This is a genomic window from Marinomonas sp. G8-14, assembly GCF_055808935.1.
The window spans coordinates 1,672,120-1,691,763 of record NZ_CM147891.1; the positions used below are offsets into that span (position 1 = coordinate 1,672,120).

17 protein-coding genes and 1 pseudogene are annotated in these 19,644 nt (G+C 44.1%); 8 read left to right on the forward strand and 10 right to left on the reverse strand.

The features are described 5' to 3' along the window. Positions 1-17: 17 nt before the first annotated feature. From gcvA to AC0L6V_RS08645, 3 genes are all read right to left on the reverse strand, one after another. Complete coding sequence (gene gcvA, locus AC0L6V_RS08635; RefSeq protein ID WP_321160320.1) at positions 18-905, reverse strand: transcriptional regulator GcvA; 888 nt, start codon at positions 903-905, stop codon at positions 18-20. Positions 906-1,046: 141 nt separating this feature from the next. Then, entirely contained in the window at positions 1,047-2,393 is a 1,347-nt protein-coding gene (locus AC0L6V_RS08640; RefSeq protein ID WP_265219211.1) for a DEAD/DEAH box helicase, read from the reverse strand. 88 nt (positions 2,394-2,481) lie between these two features. After that, a complete protein-coding gene (locus AC0L6V_RS08645; RefSeq protein ID WP_265219210.1) occupies positions 2,482-3,027 on the reverse strand; it encodes a DUF1285 domain-containing protein in 546 nt (181 codons plus the stop codon). A gap of 194 nt (positions 3,028-3,221) precedes the next feature. On the opposite strand from AC0L6V_RS08645, the gene AC0L6V_RS08650 reads away from it, so the two are divergent. Further along, positions 3,222-4,181: a hypothetical protein gene (locus AC0L6V_RS08650; RefSeq protein ID WP_265219208.1), complete on the forward strand. Its 960-nt coding sequence runs from the start codon at positions 3,222-3,224 to the stop codon at positions 4,179-4,181. On the opposite strand, the gene AC0L6V_RS08655 is transcribed toward AC0L6V_RS08650, so the two are convergent. Further along, positions 4,174-5,199 carry a glycosyltransferase family 9 protein gene (locus AC0L6V_RS08655; RefSeq protein ID WP_265219206.1) on the reverse strand — a complete coding sequence of 342 codons (1,026 nt, stop codon included), beginning with the start codon at positions 5,197-5,199 and terminating at the stop codon, positions 4,174-4,176. The two genes, AC0L6V_RS08650 and AC0L6V_RS08655, sit on opposite strands and share 8 nt — an antisense overlap. A 108-nt stretch (positions 5,200-5,307) precedes the next feature. On the opposite strand from AC0L6V_RS08655, the gene AC0L6V_RS08660 reads away from it, so the two are divergent. Next, positions 5,308-6,018, forward strand: a complete 711-nt coding sequence (locus tag AC0L6V_RS08660; RefSeq protein ID WP_265219203.1) for a 3-deoxy-D-manno-octulosonic acid kinase — start codon at positions 5,308-5,310, stop codon at positions 6,016-6,018. After that, positions 6,011-6,940, forward strand: a complete 930-nt coding sequence (locus AC0L6V_RS08665) for a lysophospholipid acyltransferase family protein (protein ID WP_265219201.1) — start codon at positions 6,011-6,013, stop codon at positions 6,938-6,940. The genes AC0L6V_RS08660 and AC0L6V_RS08665 overlap by 8 nt, the downstream gene beginning before the upstream one ends. Positions 6,941-7,019: 79 nt before the next feature. On the opposite strand, the gene AC0L6V_RS08670 is transcribed toward AC0L6V_RS08665, so the two are convergent. The 6 genes from AC0L6V_RS08670 to AC0L6V_RS08695 all read right to left on the reverse strand — a co-directional run bounded on the left by AC0L6V_RS08670 (position 7,020) and on the right by AC0L6V_RS08695 (position 13,640). Further along, the gene (locus AC0L6V_RS08670) at positions 7,020-8,003 is read right to left on the reverse strand and encodes an LLM class flavin-dependent oxidoreductase (RefSeq protein WP_265219200.1); all 984 of its coding nucleotides are present in this window, start codon (positions 8,001-8,003) and stop codon (positions 7,020-7,022) included. Positions 8,004-8,160: 157 nt separating this feature from the next. Further along, positions 8,161-10,515, reverse strand: a complete 2,355-nt coding sequence (locus tag AC0L6V_RS08675) for a fatty acid cis/trans isomerase (RefSeq protein WP_265219199.1) — start codon at positions 10,513-10,515, stop codon at positions 8,161-8,163. Positions 10,516-10,670: 155 nt separating this feature from the next. Then, complete coding sequence (locus AC0L6V_RS08680; protein ID WP_265219198.1) at positions 10,671-11,270, reverse strand: hypothetical protein; 600 nt, start codon at positions 11,268-11,270, stop codon at positions 10,671-10,673. A gap of 85 nt (positions 11,271-11,355) precedes the next feature. Continuing rightward, positions 11,356-11,736 carry a YacL family protein gene (locus AC0L6V_RS08685; RefSeq protein WP_111636645.1) on the reverse strand — a complete coding sequence of 127 codons (381 nt, stop codon included), beginning with the start codon at positions 11,734-11,736 and terminating at the stop codon, positions 11,356-11,358. A gap of 11 nt (positions 11,737-11,747) precedes the next feature. Further along, complete coding sequence (gene ylqF, locus AC0L6V_RS08690) at positions 11,748-12,776, reverse strand: ribosome biogenesis GTPase YlqF (RefSeq protein ID WP_409419671.1); 1,029 nt, start codon at positions 12,774-12,776, stop codon at positions 11,748-11,750. A 243-nt stretch (positions 12,777-13,019) separates the two neighbouring features. After that, positions 13,020-13,640: an acyl carrier protein phosphodiesterase gene (locus AC0L6V_RS08695; RefSeq protein WP_265219194.1), complete on the reverse strand. Its 621-nt coding sequence runs from the start codon at positions 13,638-13,640 to the stop codon at positions 13,020-13,022. Between the two features lie 221 nt (positions 13,641-13,861). Here AC0L6V_RS08695 and AC0L6V_RS08700 point away from each other — a divergent pair, with 221 nt between their 5' ends. The 5 genes and pseudogenes from AC0L6V_RS08700 (at position 13,862) to AC0L6V_RS08720 (ending at position 19,602) form a co-directional block, all read left to right on the forward strand. Continuing rightward, positions 13,862-15,394: an ABC transporter substrate-binding protein gene (locus AC0L6V_RS08700; protein WP_409419672.1), complete on the forward strand. Its 1,533-nt coding sequence runs from the start codon at positions 13,862-13,864 to the stop codon at positions 15,392-15,394. Between the two features lie 281 nt (positions 15,395-15,675). Continuing rightward, the gene (locus AC0L6V_RS08705; RefSeq protein WP_265219192.1) at positions 15,676-16,656 is read left to right on the forward strand and encodes an ABC transporter permease; all 981 of its coding nucleotides are present in this window, start codon (positions 15,676-15,678) and stop codon (positions 16,654-16,656) included. Beyond that, the gene (locus tag AC0L6V_RS08710) at positions 16,653-17,591 is read left to right on the forward strand and encodes an ABC transporter permease (protein ID WP_265219191.1); all 939 of its coding nucleotides are present in this window, start codon (positions 16,653-16,655) and stop codon (positions 17,589-17,591) included. Before AC0L6V_RS08705 ends, AC0L6V_RS08710 begins: the two co-directional genes overlap by 4 nt. Before the next feature lies 1 nt (position 17,592). Beyond that, positions 17,593-18,591 (forward strand): ABC transporter ATP-binding protein, encoded by a 999-nt coding sequence (locus AC0L6V_RS08715; protein ID WP_265219190.1) that lies wholly within the window; start codon positions 17,593-17,595, stop codon positions 18,589-18,591. After that, positions 18,591-19,602: pseudogene (locus tag AC0L6V_RS08720) on the forward strand (ABC transporter ATP-binding protein). Before AC0L6V_RS08715 ends, AC0L6V_RS08720 begins: the two are co-directional and overlap by 1 nt. The last annotated feature ends 42 nt before the right edge of the window (positions 19,603-19,644 follow it).

The window sequence follows — 19,644 nt, forward strand, 5'->3', positions numbered from 1 at the left end:
CACGATTCAAAGTGCACTTATGTGTTTTTATTTCCCACCATCTCTTCAATTATCCATTCTTTGAAAGCCGACATAGCAGAGGTAACTGAACGACGTTTCTCATACACTAAATAAAAAGACCGATTGGTAATCAAATGCTGATTAAACAACACTTTTAGCGTCCCAGCCTCTATTTCTGGCATAATCAATTCTGGGTCTGTCAATGATATACCCAAACCTTGAGCCGCCGCACCAGCGGTTAAAGACCCACTAGAAAACATCAAACCACGACGAAATAACTTAGGATCAAGATCATGTTGTTGTAACCAATCATGCCATTCGTCTTTTCGTTTAGTAACGTGTAAGAGCGGATAAAAACGCATATCCTCTGGTTTAACGATAGGCTGTTCAGGCTTTATCAACCGAGGATTACAAACTGGAGCCAAGCGTGCTGGGCGTAAATAATGCGCCTCAACATCCTCCCAATCGCCACTACCAAAGTACACCGCCATATCTATGTCGTTGGCAGAGAAATCAATTAACCCTGTAGAAGAACTAATTTCGATCTGAATATCAGGATAACGCTCTTGAAATCGTTCCATTCTTGGCATAAGCCAGCGAGTAAGGAAAGCTGGGGCAACCGCTAATCGCAACGATCCAGACTTTTGCTTGCTCTTCAGTTCAGATGTCGCGTTTTCTAACTGCTCAAAAATACTCTTTATGGGTTTTAAATACGATTCACCCGCTTCCGTTAAAATCACTTTACGTTTTGTACGGCGAAAAAGCTCAAGGCCTAGAAAACTTTCCAAACCCTTGATTTGATGACTAATCGCAGAAGGCGTTACAGACAATTCCTTGGCTGCTTTATTGAAACTGCCATGGCGAGCAGCAGATTCAAAACACTTCAATGAATTTAAAGGGGGCAAACGATTAATAAGCTCATCTCCAATAGATAAGAAAGGTAAAGAAAGATTTCTACACTTTATCTAATCAATAGCGTGAAAATGGCTCACCTGTCAATTATTATAGCCCTACACACACAATAATTTTACACAATACGAATCGGATTACTCATCTTCATCACTGGTCACTTCCGACGTGATAAAACGCTTAGGTGGTAATTTAAATGCGTCAAAGCCGTCCTGTTGATTATCATGAAAGCGGGCTTTACTTGCAGGCTTTTTATTTGTTTTTTTAGGCGCTTTAGCCGGAGTTTTAACAGAGTCTTTTTTCAATTCTTTACGGGCAGGTTTAGGTGGCAACAACCCTTTAAACGTTGGCTCAAGCCCTTCAATAGACTCAATAGCAAATGTTTTTTGCAAAAAAGCCTCTATTGCTTTGAAATTCAACCAATCCTTCGGACCAACCAAAGAATAAGCGTCGCCCTTAAAACCAGCACGACCTGTACGTCCCGTTCTGTGAACAAACTCTTCAGCTTGCTTGGGCAAATCAAAGTTGAAAACATGAGACACGCTGGCAATATCCAAACCACGAGAAGCCACATCTGTGCTCACAAGGACATCAAACTGCCCTTTGGCAAAGCTTTCCATGGTTTTATTGCGCGCGCTTTGCGATAAATTGCCATTCAAAGCCTGCGTACTTAACCCCCACCCTGCGATGATCTCAGACAAGCGTACAGTATCGCTTTTCGTTGCCGTAAAAATAATTGCTTGCTTGATCGTTTGGCCCAACAATAGATGCTTAAGTAAAGCTTCTTTATGATCCAAATGATCACACAACAAAACGTGCTGAGAAATATCCGTGTGCTCGTCAAAACCTTGACCAACAGCAACACGCGAAGGCTCCCGTAATAACTCGCCAGCAATAATACTAACTTCCGTATTATCCAATGTCGCTGAGAAGAACAATGTCTGACGTTGACGATGGCTGGCGGCCGCATTAATCGCGCGCATCGCGTCGGCAAAACCCAAATCCAGCATACGATCTGCTTCATCTAAAATGAGCAACTCAAGCCCTTCTAGAAAAACATGACGCTGTTTTAAATGGTCCACCAAACGACCAGGTGTCGCCACAATAAAATGCGGGTCTTTTTGCAAGGATTTGTGCTGATCGTTAAAGTTTTCACCACCTTGAATGAGAATAGACGTAAAGCGGCTGCCTGCTAATAACAACCTTAGCTGACCAAACACTTGCTTAGCCAATTCTCGAGTCGGCACTAAAACCACAACACGAGGGTCGCGTTTTGACAGCGCTTTTTTCTTATAAACTCGATGCAACGCAGGCAAAAGATAGGCGAGCGTTTTTCCAGAACCCGTTTTTGATGACGCCAATAAGTCTCTTCCAGCCATGGCTTCTGGAATAGCGCGAGCTTGTATTTCCGTTGCCTCATCAAATCCTAGATGACCAATAGACTTTAAAATACGATTATCAAAACCAAATTCTTCGAATAACAAACAAATACCCCTTCAAAACTAAACAATACCGCGTAACCAAAACGTCGCGTCTAATGCACGCATTATAACCTAGACAATCTAAAATTCGTTATGCATCTTGCATTAAAAGATAGCTTTTACCCGCACTTATTACACCCACACCTCGGCCCTGTGACGTTTCAACCTCAGTAAGACCTTCAGCGAGACCATAAAACACATTTCGCCCCACTAGAGCCTTCATGCCATAGCGCATAGAAATGTAAGGACGCTCTTCTTCATGGTAAAAACCCATCCAAATATCACAGTCAACTCCGAGCACCAGAACATCCTCAGTCTGAGTTCGAAACTCTATCGCTCGACCGTGCACGGTTTCTATCCATTGCCAACGATTAACGTGAAAAGGCGCATCTTCTACTTTAATTCGTACCTTTTCGACAGGCGTCATTAAGAAATACTCGCCATTTTCGAACCACAATATTCGGCTAAACATTGTCACCATAGCAGAACGCTTAATTTTGCTGCCTTCATGACACCAATCACCATTTGCTTTAATCACCATGTCCATGTCACCACAAAACGGCGGCGTCCAAGTATGCACCGGCGGCAAACCCGAAGAGGTCACTTCAGAAAAACCTTTCAAATCTATATTTGACATGCGCTTTCTCACTTATAATGACGTGCAACCCAGCCAATCCCCAAATTAAGATTAGAGACCTTCACTTCATCAATAATATTATTCAACTTACAGTCAAAGCCTTGAATTCATTTCACTGTTAGAATAACCACAACAAACAAACTTATCGAGCCGCAGAACCACATAGCTGCCTCGTCTATTTAGAGTGTGACATTATGAAATCGGCATTAGCAACAAAATTTCAAGATCCGAGTCGAGGCGTATACTTCATTGGTACAACACCACCTAAGTCTTCTATGGAAGAAGAGCAACTAGAGCAAGTAAGCCATAAATTACTTGAGCGTCTTGATAATATCGATGTGGACGGTTTGATTGTCTATGACATTCAAGATGAAACCAGCCGCATTGACAAGCCGCGCCCTTTTCCTTTCATGGAAACCCACGACCCACGCGCTTGGTCAAAACGCCTTCATCAACAATCTGGCAAACCTGTTATTACTTACAAATCCGTCTCTTCACGTAGTTCTGAAGAGTTTTCTGGCTGGTTAACACAAGCATGGGAAGAATATGGTATTCGTGACCTCGTTTTGGTTGGGTCACCCTCTTCAACGGGCGATATCAAACTACCTTTACCGCAGGCCTATGACACATTAAAAGCATCACCGCATGCTTTTAACTTAGGCGGTGTTACCATTGCAGAACGACATGCAAAAAAAGGCGACGAACACTTACGCCTGTTGAAAAAAACAGAATCTGGATGCGAATTCTTCATCTCACAAGCCGTTTATAACCACCAAGCGACCGCAGATCTAATTAGCCGCTACGCAAGAACCTGCAAAAAAAGAGGCGAAACGCCAAAGCGTATCATTTTAACTTTCACACCCTGCGGCAGCGCCAAAACACTTGAGTTCATGGAGTGGCTGGGGATTTCCGTTCCCGATGCAACTAAGCATCGCATTTTGGACGCTCAAGCACCATTGGAAGAGTCCATTAAAATTTGTCGCAATGCTTTGGAGCAAATTATTGAAACGGCCCTCCCTCTTGGAGTTCCACTCGGCTTAAACATAGAAAGTTTAACCAACCGCAAAGAAGAAATAGACGCTTCAATCAAGCTGTATAAGCTACTTAAAGCGACTTTAGATCTTAAACTGGCTGAGCAAGCGCTAGCTAGATAACCGCTTCTAGCGCAGCAAGCACCTGATCGATAGAAATATGCTGCATGGCCTTAGGGTCATGCACGCGTGTCGACCATGGTAGTTCAGACACGGGCTTTTGATATTCTTTTACGACCAACACCTCATAGACACTTACGACCTTGTCTAAATCTCGATAAGGCCCTGTTCGTTTAGGATTAGAGTGCGCATACAAACCAATCACTGGTGTCCCCACTAACGTCGCCATGTGCGCAGGCCCAGTGTCAGGACTCACCACTAATGACGCACCTTTTAATACAGACATCATCATCGCCAGTGGCGTTTTGCCAACTAGGTTAATCACTTGATCTGGTCGATCGGCAATAATAGTACGAGCAAATGCCGCCTCCTCAGTAGAAGGCCCACCCGTTATAACGGGACAAATACCTTTCAGCAAGAGACAGTCTATGACTGCCTGATATCCTTCTATCGTCCAGTTTCTCTCCGCCTTAGAAGCTGAAGGATTAATCACTACATAACGCTCAGGCAAGTGAAAACCCACATCAGGCAACGCCAGCTCACATGGTAATACAGGCGACGTCACACCCAACACACTAGCGATAGATAAAAAGGAATCTAAAACATGCTCACCTTTCGGCTCAGGTGCATACTCATTGACAAACCAGTGCTGCTTTTCGCGAGAATGAGACAGTGCAAAACCGATACGTCTTTTTGCGGTTATCATGCGGGACACTAGACTTGCTCTGAGAGACCACTGTAAATGCAGTAACACATCAAATGTTTGATCACGCAGTAACGCGCGCAGCGCCAATAATCCAGACAAACCACTTTTCTTGTCATAAACCACCACGCGTACTCCCTCTAGCAAACGCACTAAATTTGCTTCTAGCGGAGACGTTACCCATGTCACCTGCACAGATGGATTGGATTTTATAATGGCTTGCACCACTGCCATGGCATGACACACATCGCCCAGCGCCGACAATCTAACGACAGCCACGTGCTGCACTCGCTTTTCCTGTATTGACTCTTGCTGCATGTGTTCCTCTAGGGCTGCTTAAACGTGGCAAGTATTATAGAATAGTCCTCTTTGAATGTGTCCAAATTTATAGACGCGATAAAGACCATCCTATGTAAAGCGAGCAAAATGCCAGAAGCCATCACAATATCGCCTAGTACGACACTATTAAAAAGCGACCAGACATTACCACTATCAAGCACTTGGTTCGACCCAGAATTCTGGCAGTCACAACACGCTTTGACTGGTACAGGCCATGGCCGAGGCGCTGTCTGGTTTATCAATAGTCAGTTTGGAAAATTTGTCATAAGACGCTACCGTCGAGGTGGACTTATTGCAAAATTTAATAAGAGTCATTTCTTGTTTACAGGTCAAAAACACACACGCCCATGGCTTGAACTGAGCTTATTAGAGCATATGTGCTCAATAGGATTACCGGTTCCTCGACCTATCGGCGGCTTATATGTCCTCAACAAAGGCTTCTACCGAGGGGAGCTATTGACTCAGACTATTGAAAACGCGATCGATCTTTTTGATATTATTAAAGCAGGCAACAGCCATACACTAAACTGGTACGAGATTGGAAAAGTCGTAAAACGCTTCCACAATGAAGGTATTTATCATTCAGACTTAAACTGCCATAACATCATGGTTGATCAGAACGGTAAAGTTTGGCTGATTGATTTTGATAAGTGCGAACTAAGAACTCAGGATACACAATGGAAACAAGCCAACATTGACCGATTAAAACGCTCTTTGGATAAGGAATCTAATCTCCACTCTCATTTCACTGTTTCGGATGCGCAATGGCGCACTTTTTTAGAAGGCTATCATGGCTAAAAAGACATCAACACTGGACAAAAGTATCACTCACTATCTTGGCCCAAAACACTGGTTAAGCTGGTTCGCTATGGGAATTGCCTACATATTGAGTTTTTTACCTTGGCCATTACAACAAAAACTTGGCAAATACCTTGGTCGTACACTGCATGTCATCGCGAAAAGACGTAGACATATTTGCGATGTAAACTTAAAAATCTGCTACCCCGACATGTGCGACGAAGACAGAAAAGCACTCACTAAAGCCCACTTTGAAAGCATGGGAAAAGGCACAATCGAGACGTTTTCCTCTTGGTTTCAAGGCCCCAAAAAATGCCAAAATCGTATTACCTTTGAAGGACAAGAAGTAATAGACAAGGTGTTAGCCAAAGGCCGTGGCTGCATATTAATCAGCGGGCATTTTTCGCCTCTTGATATCTGCGGCAGCCAAATGCCACGCTTTATTGACGTTCACCCAATTTACAAGCTACAAACTAATCCGGTTATGAACTGGGTTATGGAGCGCCAACGCCAAGCCATTTTTTCTAAAACCATAGAACGCACCAACATGCGAGAAGTACTGAAATCACTCAAACAGAACAAAGCCGTTTGGTACGCGGTCGATCAAGATTACGGACGAAGAAACTCTGTCTTCGCCCCATTCTATGGTCGCCAATGTGCCACCATCGCTCATATTGGACGTATCGCCAACATGACCAATGCGCCAGTGGTGCTTTATGATTATGGTAGAACCGAAAAGGGCTATCATCTAAGTTTGACTGAAGTGGAAAACTATCCAAGCCAAGATGATGTTGAAAACGCGACGAGAATCAATGAATTAATGCAGTCCGTTATAGAACCCAAAAAAGAGCAATATTATTGGTCGCATCGACGCTTTAAGACACAACCTGTTGCGGGCGATCCATCGCCTTACGACAAATAAAAAAAAGCCACTGGAGAGCATCAAATTTCCAGTGGCTTTTTTAACGGCTAGTTTTTTTAAACCGCCATATTACTTAACATTAAAGACCATCTCGGATCTCGGCCATTAGGCGCAGCGATTTCAATCTCGCTTCCGAGTCATGAATCGGCATAGAAACAATCAGTTCATCCACCTTTGTCAACTCTAGAAAACTTGTCAATTGAAATGCAACGCTTTCTTTAGATCCCACCATGGCATACTGCAACATGTGCTCGACCATGTGCTTTTCACTCGGCGACCAGATCTCATCCATATTATCGACCGGTCTTGCAAAAGGTAAATTGCGGTTACGACGCAAATTGACAAATTGTTGCTGAGCCGACGTAAATAAGTATTTTGCCTCTTCATCCGTCTCCGCCACAACCGCCATAACACCTGCCATGGTGTGAGGCTTGGCAAGCTGTTCAGACGCCTTGAAATTTCGACGATAAACCGTCAACGCTTGAATCAGTTGGTCTGGCGCAAAATGCGACGCAAAAGAATAAGGTAAACCAAACTCTGCCGCCACTTGAGCGCTATACAGACTCGACCCCAACATCCAAAGGGGCACATGGGTATTGTGCCCAGGTACCGCCATTACACCTTGAGTACCCTGACCAAGTAAACGCTGCAACTCTAGAACATCATCTGGGTAGCTGTCCACCGAAGCATCCATATTACGGCGCAGAGCGCGTGCTGTCTGCATGTCCGTCCCCGGCGCTCGACCTAGGCCTAAGTCAACTCGCCCCGGATAAAGCTCAGCCAGAGTACCAAACTGCTCTGCGATCACTAAAGGCGAATGATTCGGCAACATAACACCACCAGAACCAATGCGAATAGTGGATGTCGCAGCGCCTATGTAAGACAATACAACCGACGTTGCCGAACTGGCTACGCCAGCCATACCATGATGCTCCGCCAACCAAAAGCGCGCATAACCGTTCTCCTCTGCTGCAATTGCCATTCTGCGGCTCATCGCCAATGAGTCGGCAACGGAACAACCAGCAGCAACTGGCGCCAAATCAAGAATTGAAAAAGGAATCATAATACTTACCCAATCATAAGGTGATAAAGAATATACCTTTTATTTGGGTCCTTTTAGAGAGAGGACAAGCCAACAATCATGCAGAAAATGCAGAAGCGTCGCCCTGTTTGAATTTTCATCTACAGACGACGCACTACTTTTTCAAAAAAACACTATGCTATTTATTTTCTAGGCGATTGTAATCCAATATGCCACTCTCTCTTGGACGATCAAGTCTGTTTAAGTTACTGATTGCATCGCTCACAAACCAGAAATTTGGATGGGTCCGGCGTATACCAAAACTATCAAGAAGAGCGGCATAATCTGCCTGTGTTTTAAGATTAGCGACTTGATCTGCCCAAGCAACCAATTCACTTTCTTCCACTTGCATTAATACATTTGGATAATCGCCTAATACGCCTTTCGCAATGGTCACACCATCCTCTTCTGGCAAGCGAGCCGCTTCTTCATCCAATAAGCTCGATATATTAGCGTGAGCTTTATTATGGATCAGACTAATCACTTCCAAAGGCACGCCTTGCTGAGTCACTAATACTGTCGCTACATTAGGCAAATACACCAAACCGCCACCACGTACAGACTGAAGCTTATACAAGGCTTCAATTTGATTCGCAGACAACTTACTCTGCTCTAAGTCATGACTATGATCCAATACAGCAGCCAGCTTATGCCTAAGCTTTTCATACAGTTCAGACTGATGATCGTCTGTGCTGTATTCGATTTGAGACTGGCTATCCACTTTTATGTAATCACTAAATATATAATTTTTGATGGTTTGATCAGCGTCTCGATACCAATACTGTCGAATCGATTCTCGATCTTCCTTAGGCAATAAAAGTAGGAAGTTCATTTCTCCTTCCATGCGCAAAAAGTCCATATACAAACGTGTGACCAATTGATGACCCACATTACCGTACACATCAAAGCCCGCCACTAACAGATAATGAATGCGCTCTAATAAAGGGTAATCAATCACCCACGACGTTTTAGGATGCTGACCAACCATCCCCTTTACAACAGAGGCATTATCAAAGTGACGAAAAACCGTTAATGCCGCATTTTTATTATTTCCGTCACCGTCCCAGATAACGCTTAAGTCCAAAGGAATGGTCTTACCTACTTCCGATTCAATCAATGCGGCTTTGGCTGATAAATATGACTTTTGCTGCTCAGAAAACGTCACCCAAGAAGTGGGTGATAGTGTGTTACTTGATCCAATAGCAGGCAGATCTAAATTTTGCACTTGATCTTCTAAATAATCTGCTGAGCCTTTGTTATACGCAATTTCTGGATCGAGAAAATACACCCAAAATTGCTCATTAATCACATTCACCGCAACTTGCCCACGACACACTGGACCCTTAATAAATGACATGATGGTTTTCTGAGAGTGATCCAACAAAAAGCGATAACGCCCATAAGCCGGAATTTCACGGAAGGCTTTGAAGGGATTTGTCGCCACTTCCGGCGCATATCCTGGGTCTCTCGTTACCTCGTAATCATTGCCATAAAAATAGGACTGCCAGCGAGCATACCTCGCGTCGTCGAGCTGCATAGGAATATGATTTTTTTGAACCTTTACTTCTGGATCAGCCCAAAGTCGGTAATACACACGATCAACACCCGGTGGATCATAAGGACGACGCGTAGCAATTCGATCAATTGGCTCTCCGGGAGGCGTCTTAGAGCGCACTAACTGAAAGCGAAAATCTTCACTACCATCATCACCTAAGTAAAGACTATATAAGTAAAGATGTTCATATATGTAACGAGAAACCAATCGGCCTTTAAGATCATTGCCGTTTAATCGTGATTCCCATAACGCCACCTGTTGTTGTAGCTTAACAGGCAAAGGCTTGGCTTCTGGCATCTTGCCACCTTTCGCCAACCACCGAGTTAACACATCATATTCATTGTCACTTAACGCGGGAAGACCATAAGGCATCCCCCAATTAGGGTAATCTCTTTCAAACTGCTGATACTCCTCGATACTGACGCATTGCTGATCACGAGCGAGCGAGAAATCATAGCTATCAGGCAAAATCGGCTGAGTAAAATCGCCCTGTTTTTTGCGCAGTGCAACAGCACGATATAACAAGCTACCTTGCAAATTTGCGGAAGGCGATTGCTCACGTTCGTTTAAAACCGGATGAAAACCTTTTGTCCGCCATTCATCGGTACTTTTAGCATCAATGAACAAACGCGTCGGAGAGGATGCCAATAAGCGAGTGCCATCATAAACTAGCTCTTTTGAGCCGCCTCGCTCAATCCCGCCTGTAGCGGTCAATTTCAACTGACATGGTGCATCGTAACAGGCATGACAAGAGACACAACGACTGTCTAAAATAGGCTTAACTTGTTCATTATAAAAGGCCGCTTCCTCGTCATTGATATCGCCAGTTCGGTTCGCTGTATCTTGCGAGCCAAACACAGAATCAAACTGATGAGTAGCGTACGCCGCACAGCCAGAAACAAGCACCAATGTCAGAAAAAGGGTTATCCACCGAGACATAAAAAAGCTTCCTATTTTTTTATTTCGTTTTATTCGTAAAACACATCATCTAAAAACCGCCAAGATCGTCCAATAAAACAACATAAATACGATAATATAAATAAAAAAACGCCCGTTAAGGCGTTTTTATGTTGAATAAGAAAAAGAGTCTCTCACTAATCTTCGTCTACAATACCGTCATCAGGGTATTCATCCGAGCGTTCATAGGCGTCATCGCCCATTGCCTCGTTTGCTAGTAACAACGCATCCTCGTAGGCGCCACCAAACTCAATACGCGTGATATCGTACAAATCGTACTCAAAAGTATCATCAAACCAGCGCGCGTCAGAGCCAATTTCTTCTAACTCATAGGTCACCGCATCGGCACGAACAACGCGTCCGATTTCGCAACTGTCAGGCTCAACCTCTTCACGATGCAGCGTTACAAGTCCAAATTCTTCACTGATATCAATCAACAATACCGCCAAGTCATCCAGATCCACTTCAGGATCCGTTACTTCCTCGCCACGAAGTTCTAGGACTTTCTTCTGAAAGTCATTAAACGGCGCTGGGTGAGCAAAGTCGCTAATATCCTCTAAAAAGAGAATTTGATAACCATTAAGACGAACACTGTCATCCACCAATTGGAGCAAAACCATTTCTTCGTTGGCATCCACAACAAAACCGTCAGTCCAGCTATCTGGTCCATCCAATTCTTCACGAAAAATGCGAACAACATTGTTTCGAGTGCGGGCTTTTTCCAATTCGATGAGCATATCGGCTCCCTAAAAACGTAAAAAATAAACAAGCACTAGTGTAAACCCAGCCAGCGCAAGGAACAACTACCCTAACACGTTAAGGTTATTGCAGTACTTCGTGCCAATTTTCAATCAAATCAATTAAATCGTCTAAGCCACATTCTGCTTGTATACCGTCGGTCGAGGTCTGATAGAAGCTTTCTTGGCTATCAAACATCGCTTTTATCTCTTCTTCCGCCGAATCTAAATCGATTTGCCTAGAAACAGAAACCCCTTCTTCACTTAGCACAACATCAAAAGGACCATGTTTAAATTCCGTCACTTCTTTTGCCGTTTCCGCCAAACGTGCCGCCATTAATACCCGCTGAATACTTTCTAAATCGCGCACGTATTCGGAAACCCATTCACCAATAGCGGCAAACTCGTATCCGGTGTAAATGCGATAAACATTTTCGTCCTGATCAAAGGCAATTTCATAATCCATGACCGTGAACCTCACTGCTTGTCATCTGTGTTCTCATCTTGCTGAATAGTGTGAACTTGTTCTGTTGATTCTACTTGATCTGTCGCTTGAGCATGACGATAAGCACGATTATTCGCTTGCTGGCGTTGTGGTACAGCGGCAGCCAATCTTGCTTGCCTTTCGGCTTCTTTTTTCGCCTTGGCCTCCTCGACCAAACGCTCTTCGTGAGCAATCATTTCTGGCGTTTCCATGACATAAGGCCCTATAGCCCCCGTTCTCACATCATTCAAGAAGACTTCTGCCGCTTTGTGCATGTCAACGTTACCACCTGCGCGCAACGCTCCCCGTTTCGAGCCAATCACTTTCAACACCTCGTAAGGATCTGGTGAAAGATCTTTTAACTTGTAACGCGCCACAAGAGAGTCTAAATAGTCTGCAATAAAAAACTTCAAACCCACCAAGGCAACATCTTCATAATCAATAGCAGTGGCACGAACGGCACCCGTAACAGCCAAGCGATAACTGGCATCCGGGTTTTCAATTTTCGGCCACAAAATACCAGGGGTATCTAATATCTGGAAGCCATTCGTGACTTTCAATTTTTGCTGTGACTTCGTCACGGCGGGTTCATCCCCCACTTTCGCTACTCGACGTCCTAATAACGCATTCATTAAACTGGATTTACCCACGTTAGGAATGCCAGCAATCATGGCCCGAATAGGCTTCTCTGCACTTCCTCTGTGAGGCACCATCTGTCCCACCCATTGACTTATTTTGGCAATGTCGGCTTTATCAAGAGTAGAAAACGGATGCGCCAAGATGGACTCATTACCACGCCAGTGCTCTAACCATAAGTCTAGACGAGATTTATCTGCCAAGTCTTTTTTATTCAACAAACGCAGCACAGGGACATCCCCACGCAACGTATTAAGCATAGGGTTTTGACTTGAATCAGGAATGCGGGCATCCAACACTTCAATCACGATATCTACTTGCGTCATGACCTCTTCGATCTCTCGACGCGCTTTATTCATGTGCCCTGGATACCACTGAACGCTCAACCTAACACTCCTATTCTAACCAAGTCTTTTTCGGTGGCGAATTCTACCATAAGTTCTTCTCAATATAGAGGAAATACTGCTAGAGGGTCTTTAATTTAAGTAACCAGCTCTAATCTGATCCAAATCAAAGCAACGTATGGCGTAAACGCTCTATACTCATTTGCGCCATGTAAACGAAAGCAAAGAATCTGCACTGAGCTTATAGCGTTTATATGGTTGTTCTCTCGATCGGATCACGGCGATTTACATCGTTAAAGGATCCGTTGAACCGAGGCTGTGTGTGGCCTCGGTTTTTTTTATTTCTTCTCGCACATACGCCAGTAAATCTGGATATAAATGTAAAAATGGCCCCTCTGCTTGAGCAATCACACTCGGCAGCTCCTCGACAAAGCCTTGTAAATGAGCACCATGTTGCCAACGATGCATGATTGAGCGAATCGCTTTTTCAACCCCGTCTAACGTCCCCAAGTTAGACAACCAGTTTTCACGCTCTAATGAATAGATCATGCTTTTTAAGCGTGCAGGGCTTCTCTCTTTATCCTGCACCAAGCCTGATACCGCTTGCTCACAAAACACGGACAAAGGTTGCGAGCTAAAATCTGACCAATAATGAATTAACCAGTAATCCATGACTATATCTTGAACAATCCCTGCAAATCGGCGACGCCCTTTGCGTGCCATAGACCGAAACAACACGCTAGCTTCGTGCTGATCAACCATAACATCAACTTTTTGATGCATACGCCAACCCACCAGCAAATCTGCATCTAAGTTGGCTGGCTCAACTGGAAAATCCCCCAATAAATTGCCAACCCAAGAAGTATTTGTAATAAAGGCAATGTGTAGATGTGCAAAATAATTCATATTTACCTACCCAGCTGGCGAAATACTTTAAATAAAACACAATTCCATCTTAATATGACAAAACAAGATACTCTTGCTGTCTTTTTACTTATTTTTTTGCAAAAATGCTGGGTCGTCTACATGGTCAGGATTATCGTCATGCTTTCTAAATCGTGTTCACGCCATTCGATAAAGCACACCATCATCGCGTGTAAGCCACATCTAATAAAGAGACAGAGATAATGAAAATAAAGGTTATTCTAGCCTGCTGCTTGGCTCTCACTTTATGGAATCAAGCGGCAGCAACAACCCTGAGAATGGCATTCGACGCTGACCCTGTTTCATTGGATCCACACGAACAGCTGTCAGAAAGCACATTACAATTTTCTCACCTAGTTTTCGACCCTCTTATACGATGGAAACAAAATGGCCAATTTGAGCCCCGTTTGGCTACAAAGTGGCAGCGTCTTGATGCTCAGACCATGCGCTTTTATTTACGCCAAGATGTTACCTTCAGCAATGGCAATCCGTTTTCCGCAAAAGATGTGGTGTATACCATCCAGCGTCTAAAAAGGTCTCCAGATTTTCGCGCGATGTTCGACACAATTGATGCTGTCTCTATGGTTGACAATTACACCATCGACGTTCATACGACCTATACCAATCCTCTGTTACTCAACATAATGACCTATGTTTTTCCACTCGATGAGGCATTTTACCAAGGTCACGACGAAATCATTAAATACGGCGAAACCTTTGCTTCTAGCCATGTCTCCGGAACTGGTCCGTTCATACTCACGAACCGTGAACTGGGCAGCCGCATGGAACTTAAACGCAACCCCAATTACTGGGATAAAGATACCGTTGGCAACGTCGATCAGATTATCCTAACACCCATTCACGCGGACTCGACTCGACTGGCGGCGCTACTCTCTGGCGATGTGGATTTTATTTTCCCTGTTTCCCCGATAGACATAGAACGAACAAAAAAAATACACGGAATACAACTAGTTACTCTACCCAGCACGCGTATTTTATTGCTACATATGAATCAAAAACGTCGTGTCGAATTTCAGGATGTCAGGGTAAGAAGGGCCATTAACTTAGCCATCAACAAACCGCTCATTGTGGAGAAAATATTAAAAGGCTATGCCACACCCGCAAGCCAATTAAGTCCTGATCGTTTTTTAGGCCACATTAATGGCCTAGAACCCGAATACAATGTATCAAAGGCTCTAGATTTGATGAAACAGGCCGGCTACGAAAAAGGCTTTCGCATTAGTATGATGGCACCAAACAACCGTTATATGAACGATGAAAAAGTCGCTCAAGCTATTACCGCCATGTTGGCCCGAATCAATATCACGGTTGATTTAAAAACCTTACCTAAAGCGCAATATTTTAAAGAGTTTGATAACCGCAGTGCCGATATGATGATGCTGGGTTGGCAGTCAGACACCATGGACTCGAACAACTTATTTGAATTTATTATCGCCTGCGCGGATGCCAAAACGGGCTTAGGTGCTTATAATGCCAGCGAATATTGCCAACCTAGTATTGATAACGATATTCGTCAAGCCAATAGAGAAATGAACCCAGAAAGACGTTTACGCCTTTTGCAACAGATAGAAAGAACACTTTACAATGATGCAGCCGTTGTCCCTCTCTACTGGCAATCGCTGATTTGGGCAGCAAAGGACAATGTCAAAATACAAGACATAGTCAATGATCAAAACTACCCGCATCTAGGAGATTTATTCATTGAAAAACAGTAAAAATCCCAAGTGTGTTGCGGGCACATTTGTTCAAAAGGCAATGACTAAAATAACTCTAGCAAAGGCCAAAAGGAATAAAATTATTCCATGAGAACTTTGCACGATGTCACGAGCGAAGCCAAGACGAGGCAAAAACAGACGAAAAAGCGGACACCTACATGGATGCAGGTGTTAGAGCGACGCAGAGAGCCAAAGCCGAGTCTATGGGGTATAAATGAGCATTTTGAGTCTGTTTTTAACAAAGTATTGGAGAGCGCAGTAGTCGTGAAAGGTCTCATTCCATGTTGATATTCTTACTCCGCCGCTTAATGCAGGCTTGTTTTGTTATGATCATTATCAGCATCATCAGCTTTGCCATACAAGACAAACTAGGTGATCCAGTGCAACAAATGGTTGGTATGACAGTATCACCAGAAGAGCGTAATCAACTTCGCAACGAATTAGGCTTAAACGATGGTTTTTTCAGTCAATATTGGCGCTTTGCAAAGGGCGTACTGCACGGCGACTTAGGCACATCTTATTATTATAAAGAGCCAGCTTTAGATGTGATTCTTAACAAATTACCCGCCACATTAGAGCTGGCATTTTGCGCCATTTTAATCATTGTCCTTGTGGCAACACCTTGCGGGGTGTTAGCAGCGATTAAGCCTAAACACATACTCTCCCGCCTATTAATGATCGTCAGCTCGATTGGCCTCTCTGTGCCTATCTTTATTGTCGCCATTCTTATGGTCTATATCTTTTCGATTGAATTGAATATGGCCCCCAGTTTTGGTAGAGGACAGACGACCGAGATTTTTGGCTTATGGGAAAGCGGACTATTTACTAAAGACGGCTTAAAACACCTGCTCCTTCCTAGTTTCTCCCTAGCCATTGCCTTGATGCCAATTTTTGTTCGCTTAATACGAGCTGAAATGATGGAGGTTTTACAGTCAGAATACATTCGCTTTGCTTGGTCAAAAGGGCTATCTGCACCACGCATTTATTTTAAACACGCCCTAAAGAACACCATGCTGCCTGTTATAACCGTTGGCGGTATTCAAGCAGGGACTTTGGTGGCTTATACCATATTGACAGAAACTATTTTCCAGTGGCCCGGCATGGGTTTTTTGTTTATGGATGCGGTTAACCGAGTAGACACACCGCTTGTCTCTGCGTATTTAATCGTCGTTGGAGGCATATTTGTTATCACTAATACCTTAGTGGACTTAATTTACGGATTGGTCAATCCCACCGTACGCTTAGCGAGTCACGGATTATGAAGTACTCGAAAAAAGACCTTATTCATCCTATCCCAAGCAGCCGCTGGCACCATGTTTGGTCTGGCTTTGTCGGTGACAAACTGGCTATCCTAGCCTTGATTGTTTTTCTTTTTTACTGCCTTGTTGCCCTGTTAGCACCATTGGTAGCGCCATTTGATATAGCAGATCCGGCCTTTATGGATCTCATGAACGCCGAGATCGCGCCGAGCTGGATCAGTGGTGACGAACGGTTTTTATTCGGCACAGATGCTCAAGGGCGTGATTTATTGTCAGTCATCCTGTACGGCACGCGACTTTCCTTAACAATAGGTATTTGTGCCGTATTAATACAAGCGACATTAGGCATCTGTATCGGCCTCATCGCAGGATATTTGGGTGGACGCATCGATAACTTTTTAATGCGTTGTGCGGACATCCAACTGTCTTTCTCAAACATGATGGTGGCCATTGTTTTTCTTGCTATTTTTCAATCTTTATTTGGCATTGCGTTATATCAACAACTGGCGATGGTTATTCTGATTTTAGTAATTGGTTTGACTGAGTGGCCACTTTTCGCACGTACGATTCGTGCTTCGGTATTGGCCGAAAAGCAGAAAGAATACGTCGATGCAGCTCGTGTCATGGGCATCAGCTCTAAACGCATCATGTTTCGCCATATCCTACCTAACACCTTGTCCCCAATTTTGGTCATTTTTACCGTGCAAATCGCCAATGCCATTGTCGCTGAAGCCGCCTTGTCTTTTTTAGGCTTAGGCATGCCAGCCACTGAACCCTCTCTTGGCTCCTTGATATCCGCAGGATTTGCTTACATGTTTGCTGGATCTTGGTGGATCTGTGTGATACCAAGCCTCACCCTAATACTCTTGATTCTCGTCATGAATCTTCTTGGTGATTGGCTACGCGACCACCTTAACCCTAGGACCTACAAAGACTAAAATGAATTTACTAAGCGTCAGCAACCTCCACGTCAACTTTCACACTAAAGAGCGCGAACTCGCCGCCCTCATTGACGTCAGCTTCACGCTAAACCGTGGAGAGCGCATCGCGATTGTAGGGGAATCTGGTGCGGGAAAATCGGTATTGGGCTTCTCTATTGTGAACTTGATTGGCAAACCTGGGTATATCGAATCCGGTTCCATTAAATTAGAAAACAAAGAACTGACCAAAATGAACCTGCGTCAACTTCAGGAAATTCGTGGCAAACGCATTGCGATGATATTTCAAGACCCTATGATGACGCTTAACCCCGTTTTAACCATTGGCGATCAGCTGGTCGAAACCATCCGCAGCCATACTAAAATCTCTTACAAAGACGCGCGCAATATTGCCATCGAAAAACTGCACCACGTCCAAATAGCCTCGCCTGAAAAACGCTTTAACCAATACCCACACGAATTATCTGGCGGCATGAGACAAAGGGTCATCATTGCTTCGGTTTTGTTGCTAAACCCAGATATTATTATTGCAGATGAACCGACAACAGCACTGGACGTCACCATTCAAGCGGAAATTCTACAGCTGCTACTGGCAATCTGCAGAGACAATGGCGTGGCGTTAGTGCTGATTAGTCATGACCTTGGCGTAGTGTCTAAAGTGGCTGAGCGGACTATTGTCATGTATGCCGGTCATATTGTCGAAGAAGGACCCACACTGGAAATCATTAATGATCCGCAACATCCTTATACACAGGGCTTACTGAATGCCTTACCCCAAATGACGTTACCAGGACAAAGATTGAACCAAATTCAGGGCAGCATGCCATCACTGGCTGAGCGCCCTTCCGGTTGCGCCTTCCACCCGAGATGCCCTTACGCAACGCAAAAGTGCCGAGAGGAACAACCTCGTTTTATTTACAGTGGCGTATCTAGTGTGGCCTGTTTTTTAGTAGAAGACATGCTCAATGAGTTTGCTGAACAAGATCAGGAGGCAAACTGATGGTCACCCCTCTTATTCAGATTAGTGGTTTAGAAAAAGCCTTCTCAACCAATGAAAGCTGGCTCAGTCAATGGCGCCTCCATGAAGGTAAATTTAAACGACACAAAGACAGTGTTCATGCTCTTAATGGCGTTAATCTCACGATCAATCAAGGTGAAACCTTATGTGTCGTCGGTGAAACAGGTTGTGGCAAATCCACATTAGCACGCGTTATTATGGGGTTAACCAAACCAAGTGCGGGGGAAATACATTACCTTGATCAGCGTATTGACCAGTTAAACAATCGCCAACGCATGTTTTTTCGTCGCCGTATGCAAATGGTATTTCAGAACCCTTATGCGTCTTTGAACCCTAGAATGACGGTTTACCAAACTCTTAGCGAAGCCCATTTCTTTCCATAACCCACAGCTTTCACAGACTCAAGTGGATGAGAAAATTGACGAATTACTCGAATCCGTGGGCATTTCTGCATCAAGTTCAGACCGTTATCCCCATGAGTTTTCAGGTGGACAACGACAACGTATAAGTCTTGCTCGTGCGCTTTCTGTGGAACCAGACTTTATTGTCGCCGACGAGCCTTTATCCGCATTAGACGTATCAGTACAAGCTCAAGTGCTTAACTTGATGATGGATAAACAAGAAGAACGCAATCTAAGCTACTTGTTTATCACTCACGACCTCGCTGTAGTGGAACATTTCGCCACACGTGTGGCGGTTATGTATTTAGGGCGCGTATGTGAATTAGCTCCGACACGCACATTATTCAGCGCGCCTAAGCACCCTTATACCAGAGCCTTGTTATCAGCGATCCCGCGCTTGGACAGCAACATTGCGCAACCTATTCGTTTAATTGGTGAAGTACCAACCCCAACAGAAAAACCTATTGGCTGTGTTTTTCAGGCTCGCTGCCCTTACGCAAATCAGCGTTGTTATGAACAATCCCCTGCGATGGTGCTACAAAGTGATGGCAGTAGCGTGGCTTGCCATGCAATTGAGGAGAGAAGATTATGATTCTCTCACTATTACTCAAACACATACCTTCGTTCTCTTGGG

Excerpts from the sequence above, each read along its gene's own strand:
- AC0L6V_RS08700 (WP_409419672.1), top strand. The coding sequence starts at position 13,862 with ATGAAAATAAAGGTTATTCTAGCCTGCTGCTTGGCTCTCACTTTATGG.
- AC0L6V_RS08660 (WP_265219203.1), top strand. The coding sequence starts at position 5,308 with ATGCCAGAAGCCATCACAATATCGCCTAGTACGACACTATTAAAAAGC.
- AC0L6V_RS08645 (WP_265219210.1), bottom strand. The coding sequence starts at position 3,027 with ATGTCAAATATAGATTTGAAAGGTTTTTCTGAAGTGACCTCTTCGGGT.
- AC0L6V_RS08670 (WP_265219200.1), bottom strand. The coding sequence starts at position 8,003 with ATGATTCCTTTTTCAATTCTTGATTTGGCGCCAGTTGCTGCTGGTTGT.
- AC0L6V_RS08675 (WP_265219199.1), bottom strand. The coding sequence starts at position 10,515 with ATGTCTCGGTGGATAACCCTTTTTCTGACATTGGTGCTTGTTTCTGGC.
- AC0L6V_RS08705 (WP_265219192.1), top strand. The coding sequence starts at position 15,676 with ATGTTGATATTCTTACTCCGCCGCTTAATGCAGGCTTGTTTTGTTATG.
- AC0L6V_RS08710 (WP_265219191.1), top strand. The coding sequence starts at position 16,653 with ATGAAGTACTCGAAAAAAGACCTTATTCATCCTATCCCAAGCAGCCGC.
- AC0L6V_RS08695 (WP_265219194.1), bottom strand. The coding sequence starts at position 13,640 with ATGAATTATTTTGCACATCTACACATTGCCTTTATTACAAATACTTCT.
- AC0L6V_RS08665 (WP_265219201.1), top strand. The coding sequence starts at position 6,011 with ATGGCTAAAAAGACATCAACACTGGACAAAAGTATCACTCACTATCTT.
- AC0L6V_RS08680 (WP_265219198.1), bottom strand. The coding sequence starts at position 11,270 with ATGCTCATCGAATTGGAAAAAGCCCGCACTCGAAACAATGTTGTTCGC.
- AC0L6V_RS08650 (WP_265219208.1), top strand. The coding sequence starts at position 3,222 with ATGAAATCGGCATTAGCAACAAAATTTCAAGATCCGAGTCGAGGCGTA.
- AC0L6V_RS08715 (WP_265219190.1), top strand. The coding sequence starts at position 17,593 with ATGAATTTACTAAGCGTCAGCAACCTCCACGTCAACTTTCACACTAAA.
- AC0L6V_RS08655 (WP_265219206.1), bottom strand. The coding sequence starts at position 5,199 with ATGCAGCAAGAGTCAATACAGGAAAAGCGAGTGCAGCACGTGGCTGTC.
- AC0L6V_RS08685 (WP_111636645.1), bottom strand. The coding sequence starts at position 11,736 with ATGGATTATGAAATTGCCTTTGATCAGGACGAAAATGTTTATCGCATT.